We start from the raw sequence: 9,392 nt of genomic DNA on the forward strand, positions 1-9,392 counted from the left end.
GATGACTAATTCGTCGGATAAGTCCGCAAAGTTACTTCTCGTCTCTAGCAGCGGCGGGCATTTGAAGCATCTGACCGAGACCGCTTCTGCGTGGGAAAACTACGAGCGGGTGTGGGTGAGTTTCAAACAGCCCGATGTTCAGGCGGCGCTTGAGAACGAGCGTGTACATTGGGCCTACTACCCTACGACCCGCAATATTAAGAACGCTATTCGGAATTTCTTCTTGGCTCTGAAGGTTATTCCTCAGGAGAAACCGCAGGCCGTAGTTTCTGCGGGGGCTGGGGTTGCGGTTCCGTTCTTCGTAGCGGCGAAGTTATTTCGGGTCAAGACCATGTACATTGAGTGTTATGACCGCCCAACGCTGCCGACGATGACGGGAAAGATGCTCTATATTCTGGCCGATAGCTTTAACGTTCAGAATGAGGAACAGCAGAAGAATTTTCCGGATTCGACGATTCTGCATCCGATTTTCTAGGGCGCAGCACCGCATTATATGCGCGGGCGTGGGATTAATAATTTTCACCGCTTTCATGACCGTGAAGTTTTACTTTAATCCTGCGTCTGCGCGTATATACTTAATACATAACAAACTGATAACAACATCTGCGGGCGAGCATTACCTTCGACTAACCACCGGAGTCAATCGCAGAAACTCTTCCGATTTACCAACCACTCGGGGTTAGCTGGCCTACTTCCACTCTTTAGGCTGACCGATTCCGCACTCACCGATTAGAGTTAGGATCAGACATATATGTCTATTCAGAACGTGCCCCATACTGCGGGGCATAGCATTATTCTCGATCCGGCGAGCTTCACTCTCGCCCAGGCTCCCTCACGTCTTCCGGCGGATACTTATGATCTTGTGGTTTCTCTCGGAACCGACTATCACACCTTTGACCGGCTGCTACGGTGGGTCAAGGCTTATTTGGCGGAGAATCCTCAGGTACGATGCCTCATTCAACACGGCCATACCTCCCCCGTTGAAGGGGCAGACAACGTTAAACTTCTGCCCGCAGGTACCCTCAAACGCCTATATGCCAAGGCGCAGGTTGTACTGGTTCAGGGTGGCCCGGGGTCTATTCAGGATGCGCGTGCCACCGGCGCTATCCCCCTCGTTGTACCGCGCCGCGTTGAGTTTGATGAAGTTGTCGATAACCACCAGGTCCCTTTCGTTACCATGATGGAGAAGCAGGGCGGCGCCGTTATCGTTGAGAGCCGCGCAGACCTGTTCGATAAGCTTACTCTAGCCTTTGAAAATCCCTCACTTTTTCATGCGTCAAAGCCCTATGTGGCGAACCCAAGTATCGCAGCGGAACAGCTGGCGCAGGGGCTCGATAACCTGCTTTCGGGGAAGACTCGCCGTGTTGAGGGATACATAGCCCGTTTCAAGCAGGCAGCACGTGCCCACGCTGCGGGTAAGCAAGAAATGGCTCGAATTAACGCTATTACACCCAGCGAGTAGAATCTAAGTAGCTATCGGCGATATAGTGCACATGTATCCGCCGAGTTTTCAGACGTAAGGCTACACCGGAGCATCCGCCGCTAATGTGGCAGAAGACCGTACATATGCGCGGGTGTTCCATTCAAGTTGTGCAGCCACGAAGGCTGTTACCTGTTAGGTACGAAAGCCTCGGAGCGCTTATCTTCCGGATAGGATACCCGGGGCTTCGCACGCGCCATGGAAGGAAAAGATAAAATATGGCAGTTCAAGAGTCCAACGACGTCAACGTGTCGGTTGAGCAGATCGCGGCAGCATACGCGAGCGAAGATTTCGCACGCTTTGTATGCAACGAGGTTGGTGTTAATTTTGTCAGCTTCAACCTTGACGGTGACCCCGCCGGTGAGTACACCATCACTACCGAGCGCACCATCCCCGCAGACCGCGTGCCGGATATTGCGAAGAAGTTCGTCTCTAACGGTGTGGGTATGACCCAGACCGATAAGGTGAGCGCACCCGCTGCCGACGGCACCCGCACCGTGAACACCGAGGTTAAGGTTAGCGGTATGCCTGTAAGCGCGCAGGCTACCCAGACCCTCACTCCTGTGAGCGACAGCCAGGCACGTGTGGACGTCAATGGTGAGGTCTCCTGCTCGATTCCGCTGGTGGGCAAGAAGATTGCTGCCGCTGCCGAACCTCAGGTTGGTCGCGTGCTCAAGGTTCTTGGTACCTCGGCTGAGAAGTGGACCGCTCAGCAGGGTTAATTACTGGTCTGCTAGTCTACCTGCTAAAAAGGCTCTTTATGTGAATGAAGCGGCGAAAAACCCGCTTTATTCGAATAAAGAGCCTTTTTATGTTGGGTACTGAATGCTAACGACCGATGGGGCTTTAGGATGCTTCGGCTTCTGCCGCTCCCACGGGGGTCTCTGCTTTAGCGGCGACTACCGCCTCATGGTAGGCACGGTCACCAAGAAGTTCGGCGAAGCGGCGCATCTCAACACGCAAGTCGTGCTCAGCTTCTAACAGATCAACAACTTTGCGGAGCTTGGTGCTTGAGGTGTGCTCCGTATAGGGGAAGTAGTGGACACTCACACCGACCTCTGCGAAGCGTTTTTCGAGGGCGAGGCCCTGCGGGGTTCCCTTCCAGTCGTCGCCTTTGAAAAAGACGTTGAAGGGCTTCTGGCGCCATGTTTCGATCTTATCCGGGGTGGTTTCGATGTAGACTTCGTCCACATAGTCGATATGGCTGACGATTGCGGCACGTTCATCAATGGGGATGACGGGGCGGCGCCCCTTGGTCTGTTCAAGAACGTCGTCGTGCACGACACCGGCGATAAGGTAGTCGCAGTTTTCCTTCGCCTTGCGCAGGATTTCGAGGTGCCCGTAATGGAACAGGTCGTAGGCGCCAGCGGCGTATCCAATAATCATAAGAAACCCTCTCTTAGGGTACGTGCTTACGGCAGACGCCTGGGGCACATTCACACGGTGACTGCGCGGTTTTATACCGCACGTATAGCACCATCAGTTTACCAGCCGGAACGCCGTTCAGCTTCCGTCTGGATAACCGCAGGAACATGATAGGGACGGCAAAAAGGTGACTTCCCGATGGCTATGTCGAGAAGTCACCTTCTATATGAGCTACCCTTCGGTGAGATCTCCTGCTTGCCAAGCCTGGTGATCCTGCCACGAAAAGCCAGCAATACGCTCGCCATGAGCAAATAGCTCCCATGGATCGTTCACCGCGCCCGCTTGCAGGGTTAAAGTCCACGGGGAACCATCAGAAGCACGCAGTGTTATCACGGGGTTATACCCGTCTTCTGAACCGGAAACCTCAGTGATTACCGTTCCCTGAATTTGCCCCAGACTATCCGGAAAATGATTTTCCTGGGGCTCCTTGGGAACAGAGCCCTCTGCCGCAGTAAGAACACCGCTACAGTTAACTTGAAGTGCCCAATCCTTCCCAGATAAAACTGCGCAGGCGTCCTCACCCATGACCTCAACTGCATCAACGGTTAGCGGGAGGTGTGAACGCATACGTTCAAGTACTGAACGGGTATCCCACCCGGCAGGTGTCTCATCCGATGGTTCCAACGGGGCTGTGCCATCAGAAGGAACATACCCAAAATAGTGGCGTGCCTCGGCAAAACTATGAGGCACAATAAATTTCTTATTCTCTTCTACCTCAAACTCTGGTTTGTACCGATACACCGCCACGCTACGACCCGTGTAGAAGTTCTCATCATATGGGTTAATACGCATAGCGTGCGCATAATCAATCAGCATATCCGCACTGAGGCGGTCAGGAATACGCGCAACCTTATATGCTTCTTCCTGCTCAAAGTTAATTGGGAGCCCCTCATGAACGAAACGCCACCGAGAGCCCATCTCGCGTTTAACCTCAACACATCGTCGAGCCCGTTCCGTGTGAATATCGCCGGGATTATCAGGCTGAAAAAGAACCTCAAACCGGCGACGACCCCGCACATTCACCCGAGAATCAGCATGAGAAGCTATAGGGTACCGATTCGGAACATTTGAGATCAGCACGCCGGTAGTATTCAATAGTCGAGAGGTTGTGTGCACAATAGAATCTACATCGTTACTCGGCACACGATTTGTCAAAACCGAAACCCAATAATTTTCGCACTCAGTAAACACAACAGCATCACTGATACGACGCAGCGGCTCAAGGTACGACATCGCCGCAGCTAACCCGCCTGATTCAACAACCTCATACTGCATGCGGTAACCCAGCTTTTGCTGCCAGTCGATATATGCCTGGGCGATATCCTGCAGGTCCGCATAAATATAACCAAGTTCGTAGGTAGTGGGCTCATATGCACCGTTAGCTAACGTGTAGTGGGGATTCATAACACTCTATTCTGTCGGTTATCGCTACGTAAGAATTTAGGATGCGGAACGGGTAAAGGTCTTCGTCGCGGGATCATCGTATTCCCGCACAGTACGTATTTCTATCCCTCCATGTTCTGGGTCATTAGCAGCTATACGCTGTGCCTTATACTGCGCGAGCTTACTCTCTTCAGTCAGCCAGAAAACATAGTACCGTTTACCGTCAAGCGTGTACTGCAACTCGGGATGGTTATACCCTACTTGGTAGCCGTAAGCACTCTGCTGAGGGGCATTAACAAGAATATCCTCAGCGCCCTGATAATGTAATTGCTCGATAGTGCGCTGTAAGTCGTCGTTCTGACTGGTAACGGGGCTTATGAGTGCCATGTATTTATTCCTTCATCATGGGGCGGGGGATGTAATGATCTACATTAGCGATAGTATCGGATAGAGTTTGCAGGTGTACGAGTTTTCGTCACCAATATTTAGGCTTTTACCTTCCGGTCTCCTGGCAGCGTGCTTCTTTCCATGCTTCGTGAGCCTGCCAACTGGGGCCTTCGATAATCTGTTCCCGATTTTGTATGACACCCCACGGAGCATTTTCATCTTCGCTCAGGATGTGAATTACCCAGTCCTCACCATGAATATCGCGAACGGTAATAAGCGGATCATAGGCATCTGGTGTATCCGCTTCAACGGCAATTATCATGCCGCCTTGGAGAGCTTTAATAGGCTCTTGCTGATTCCTCGGAAACCCTTCCAGATGATCTTTCTCTCGCGCCGGAGCGATACGCCAGTCACAATCCACATAGAGTTTAAAGGAAGAATTATCTTTATTACCTGTGAAAGAGAAATTCAAATCTCCTACGCTAACCTGTTCAACCGGTAATGGCAACAATGCCTGTAGATCACTCAGATGTAGAGAATCAGCCTGATATTCATCTAAAGGCTCGAATTCATCAGATTTTTTAGATTCATTCTTCTGGACATCATCAAGATATGGTTTCGATGAGTCTTCATCATCACCATAGCTGTCGTAAAGATGATCAAGTTTATATTCTTTGCGCGCTTGGGCAAAAGTTAAAGGTTTTAAGAATTTTGGATCATCGTGATGCCAAGACGCTTCTACAACACATATAAGTGCGGGTCCAGTATAGAAACTTGGATTATACGGGTCAATCCCTAGATGCTGTGCATACTGTAACATTAGCTCTGGAGAAAAACGGTCAGCTACTTTCCGATTCTCATAGACATTCGTATCCTCGAAGCTGAAAGGTGGTTGACCCGCTGCCTGGAAATACCATTTCCGAAGCCCTTGCCGACTTAAGTGTATGATACGACGCCCGGTCTTACCGTACAGTTTTTCTCCAGATCCATTATAATAACCAAAAAATATATCTCCATGTGATTCCCTATAGTTATCAAAATCTTTATAATTCTTCGGTGGATAAATATTGGGAATATACCTTACTAGAACACCATCAAGAAAATATTTTTTCTCCATGTTCCACATAATAGTTGTATAGTCTTGCATTTTTGGACTATTCCTTAACATGACAGTCCATCCGTTCTTACATTGAACAAAAACAATTTTAGTTTCAGCAAATTGCAAAGGCAAGAGTGTCTCAAATAAATTATCCTCCGAAATATGAACTTCTTTACATTTTAAATTCCTAGGACTTTCGATATTTGATGCCCAATTTTTGTAACAATCAGCAACGTATTGGTAATTTCCCTTGAAGAAGGCTAAGTCATAAGTGACAGGCTCATACTTTCCACCTGCAAGCCTATACCGATCGATATTTTCAGTCATGGCAGTTTATACCTTTCCGTACCCTAATAACTATTTTTTATACGGATCAACAATACGTAGCTCAATGCCACCATGTGCGGGATCGTTAGCCGCAATACGTTCGGCATGCCCAATTTCACGTCCCGAAGTAGTACAATCCCATTCGACATAGTACCGTTTACCATCTTTAGTAAATTGAAGATCTGGACGATTCGTCACATCGTCTCTTCAGAAGATACATCTAACCCTCAGTATCCTTTGGTTTAACCGTTATACCTTTCAAATTACTGATAGCGTCTTCTTTAGTCTTCACATACAAAGGATGCTCCGCCCCAGGATCCTCTTCATCAAACTCAGGCACCACAATCGCCCGACCCTCAAAAAACTCCAACACCTGATCAAGGTGGTTCCGAGACACCTCCATGCCATAGAGCACATGCGGTGGATCGTAGTCCGCATACCCCGACCAAGAATGCCTGTACCGCGAATCATTATCCACTGTCTGCAACAACTTTGCAGTCCACTTCGCCATGAAATAGTCAATTTTTTCTTGATCTTGGAAGAACACATCATAATCCTTCAGAACAAAAAAGAACCCCTGACTCAAATCCAACCAATGCAAATCCTCAAGATACTCATGAATCCAATCATCCGGCAACCGAGGAATCTCATACGGAAACTCAATAGCCTCAAAAACTACCATGGCATCTTCCTCAGAGCCTGAAGACTTTAAAAACTTTTCACAGGAAAGCTCAATAATCTTCCACCCAGCCTGCCGCAACAACTCCAACTGCCGCTCTAAAACACCATCCTCCCGCACATAAACAACCGGGAAAAAGACGTCATCCCACTTATACGTATAAAAACCCATAGGCTCATAATAATTCATAATATTTTTATTCCTTAATCAAAATAAACGTTTCATCATGGTTCGGCATATAGAACATCAGGGCTGCCCACAAGCGACACCAATCAATCATAAACAACCCTGCCTTTTCTTATATATAGGTTCATTGATTCTATTCCGCTACTCTGGCAAATGCAGATACTCATCCACGAAAGGACCCAGGGCCTCCGCACTCTCAAGCTCAGGATGCTCAGGTTCAAACCTATCCACAACTACCACATATCCCTGGAAAAAATCCCGCACCAACGAAAGATTCTTCTCAGAACATTCAAAACCATAAATAAACTTAAGATTTTCATCTCCGTCGCGAAGACGCTCCCAGCGATAACGATCCTGCATACGTGCAATATGCTGGTATAAGGTATCCGCTTCTGCCGGGCTACTGCGGATTAAACCATCAAAGTCAGAAACATAAACAAAAAGCCCTTGCGACAGGTCCTTCCATTGATCAATTTCTTCAACAAAATCAAGTGTCCACCACGCGCCTTCGTCTGGCAAAGGCCAAGGACAATCAATGGCACGAATAACTTCCGCCTCTAGACTCTCCGAGTCAGAGATATTGGAACTTATAAAATTTACGATTTGCCAGCCTACTTTCACAAGAGAGCTAACACGCTCCCGCAAAATATGGGATTCTTTAATATATATAACTGGAATAAACCCCCAGACCTCATCAACTTGTTCCACGCTAGCTCCTCCTTAATAATACAAAATCTTTATAATGGTTGGGGGTGTAGTAGATATCGCCATTACTACCTACTACTAAACGTTCTGTATCTCGTCTTCCTCTAATCCTTGGTTCATTGCGGATAATGTATCCAGAATCACGAACATCAAGCTTATAATATTGAATACTGAGGTTTGTTCGGATGTACTTTACCCATTACTGCCGCCGGTATAGGTGGTACTTTCTGGGTACTCATCAGGATCATCAATCCAGTCATCTCCATCTTCATACAGAGGATCCGGAAAACCATCCGGAAAGAAAAACTTCTTATTTTTTTCCATTCCTGACCAAGGATACTTGGCCCCGTCAGCAGCAATCACTATGCTATCGTTGAAAAACTCTTTCACACGCGGCAAGCTTTCCTGTGAAACATCAAAACCATAACCAACCATGACTTGATATAGCCCGCTGCCGTGTAATTGGCGAGTGGCGTAATATACTTCCATTTCTTCCAGAATATTTACGCACGCTGTAACAGCCCTATCATCCATCACAAAGAGGTCCTCAAAATTCTTGTACAGCACAAACAGTCCTTGACGCATATCAAACCAGTTAATCAGACAGGCATCTTCAGACGCCCAACGCAGGTTAAAATCATCCGGAATAGCATAAACACTCTCAATACTCTCAACCAGACGATACGCAAAATCCAACGTGGTTTTTACCCCAGCACAGTCAACAACAATAACCTTCCACCCCTCCGCCTCCAGATAAGGCAACATATGATTCTCCCAGTACCCATCCTCACGGATAAACAAAGGAGCAGTAAATTCTACGGCAGACCGTTCTTGTTGATAAGGCATATTTCTCTCTAAAATGCAGACAGACAAAGGAACCTAACTATTTGAACTTTCTCCCTCATGACCGCCGGTATAGGAAGTGCTCTCAGGGTATACGTTGGGGTCAGTTATCCAGATACCATTCTTGTCATACAACGGATCTGGAAAACCACTAGGGAAATATTTCTTCTTCCGCTCCTCCTGCTGAGACCAAGGATACACAGCATTGGGATCAGCGCAGATCGTCTGATGACCTTCAAAATACTCCTCAACGCGAGGAAGGGAATCTTTCGACACCTCAAACCCATACCCAAAAAGAACCTCATACCCTTCATGACCGGCAGGCCGCATAGGGTAATGAAGCTGCATCGAATCAATGAGACGTACTACATAGTTCGCATAACTATCAGCCCCCAGATAATCGGCCATCTTTAGAACATCTTCAAAATGTTTAAGATAAACAAACAGTCCTTGGCGCATATCTAGCCAGTCGATTTCAGTAGCAAGTTCTTCAGCCCAGTATGAGTCAAATTCACCACTAATCTCATTCTCCCAATCAAGTCGAATCGCTTCCATAAGTCGATACCCAAAATCCCTAGTACCTTGCACTCCTGCGCAATCGACCTCCACAACGCACCATCCTTCTTTCTCGAGGTAAGAGCGCATATAATCTTCCCAGTATCGATCTTCTGCAAGAAACAAAGGCGCGATGAATTTTTTAGAAGACCCTGCTTGTCTATAAGCCATTTTCTACCTCTTTTGGAGCGCAACTCGACGAGAAAACTAACTTGTATTATTCAGAAGAACCCTCCTCACCACTGCCGCCAGTATAGGAAGTACTCTCAGGGTACTCATCAGGATCATTAATCCACTCCCCATCCTCATACAACGGGTCAGGA

12 protein-coding genes are annotated in these 9,392 nt (G+C 47.7%); 3 read left to right on the forward strand and 9 right to left on the reverse strand.

The annotated features are described in order from the left end of the window. Position 1 precedes the first annotated feature (1 nt). The 3 genes from pssD (at position 2) to HMPREF3016_RS01490 (ending at position 2,202) form a co-directional block, all read left to right on the forward strand. Entirely contained in the window at positions 2-475 is a 474-nt protein-coding gene (pssD, locus tag HMPREF3016_RS01480; RefSeq protein ID WP_048753458.1) for a PssD/Cps14F family polysaccharide biosynthesis glycosyltransferase, read from the forward strand. 276 nt (positions 476-751) lie between these two features. Next, positions 752-1,462, forward strand: a complete 711-nt coding sequence (locus tag HMPREF3016_RS01485; RefSeq protein WP_070739619.1) for a glycosyltransferase — start codon at positions 752-754, stop codon at positions 1,460-1,462. Between the two features lie 236 nt (positions 1,463-1,698). Next, positions 1,699-2,202 (forward strand): DUF2505 domain-containing protein, encoded by a 504-nt coding sequence (locus HMPREF3016_RS01490; RefSeq protein ID WP_004006161.1) that lies wholly within the window; start codon positions 1,699-1,701, stop codon positions 2,200-2,202. Between the two features lie 124 nt (positions 2,203-2,326). Here the strand turns inward: HMPREF3016_RS01490 and HMPREF3016_RS01495 are convergent, their stop codons facing one another. From HMPREF3016_RS01495 to HMPREF3016_RS01530, 9 genes are all read right to left on the reverse strand, one after another. Next, a complete protein-coding gene (locus tag HMPREF3016_RS01495) occupies positions 2,327-2,866 on the reverse strand; it encodes an FAD synthase family protein (protein ID WP_004006160.1) in 540 nt (179 codons plus the stop codon). A gap of 210 nt (positions 2,867-3,076) precedes the next feature. Next, complete coding sequence (locus HMPREF3016_RS01500) at positions 3,077-4,309, reverse strand: hypothetical protein (protein ID WP_070739622.1); 1,233 nt, start codon at positions 4,307-4,309, stop codon at positions 3,077-3,079. 36 nt (positions 4,310-4,345) lie between these two features. After that, positions 4,346-4,675 (reverse strand): hypothetical protein, encoded by a 330-nt coding sequence (locus HMPREF3016_RS01505; RefSeq protein WP_070739625.1) that lies wholly within the window; start codon positions 4,673-4,675, stop codon positions 4,346-4,348. A 106-nt stretch (positions 4,676-4,781) separates the two neighbouring features. Beyond that, positions 4,782-6,101 carry a hypothetical protein gene (locus HMPREF3016_RS01510; protein ID WP_070739628.1) on the reverse strand — a complete coding sequence of 440 codons (1,320 nt, stop codon included), beginning with the start codon at positions 6,099-6,101 and terminating at the stop codon, positions 4,782-4,784. A gap of 30 nt (positions 6,102-6,131) precedes the next feature. After that, complete coding sequence (locus HMPREF3016_RS11020; protein ID WP_168165977.1) at positions 6,132-6,299, reverse strand: hypothetical protein; 168 nt, start codon at positions 6,297-6,299, stop codon at positions 6,132-6,134. A gap of 22 nt (positions 6,300-6,321) precedes the next feature. Next, the gene (locus tag HMPREF3016_RS01515) at positions 6,322-6,969 is read right to left on the reverse strand and encodes a hypothetical protein (protein ID WP_141757688.1); all 648 of its coding nucleotides are present in this window, start codon (positions 6,967-6,969) and stop codon (positions 6,322-6,324) included. Between the two features lie 138 nt (positions 6,970-7,107). Then, complete coding sequence (locus tag HMPREF3016_RS01520) at positions 7,108-7,674, reverse strand: hypothetical protein (RefSeq protein WP_070739631.1); 567 nt, start codon at positions 7,672-7,674, stop codon at positions 7,108-7,110. Between the two features lie 189 nt (positions 7,675-7,863). After that, complete coding sequence (locus HMPREF3016_RS01525; RefSeq protein ID WP_070739634.1) at positions 7,864-8,517, reverse strand: hypothetical protein; 654 nt, start codon at positions 8,515-8,517, stop codon at positions 7,864-7,866. Positions 8,518-8,550: 33 nt separating this feature from the next. After that, entirely contained in the window at positions 8,551-9,240 is a 690-nt protein-coding gene (locus HMPREF3016_RS01530) for a hypothetical protein (protein ID WP_070739637.1), read from the reverse strand. Positions 9,241-9,392: the final 152 nt, after the last annotated feature.

The sequence above is a fragment of the Rothia sp. HMSC065D02 genome (genome assembly GCF_001815285.1).
Taxonomy (GTDB): Bacteria; Actinomycetota; Actinomycetes; order Actinomycetales; family Micrococcaceae; genus Rothia; species Rothia dentocariosa.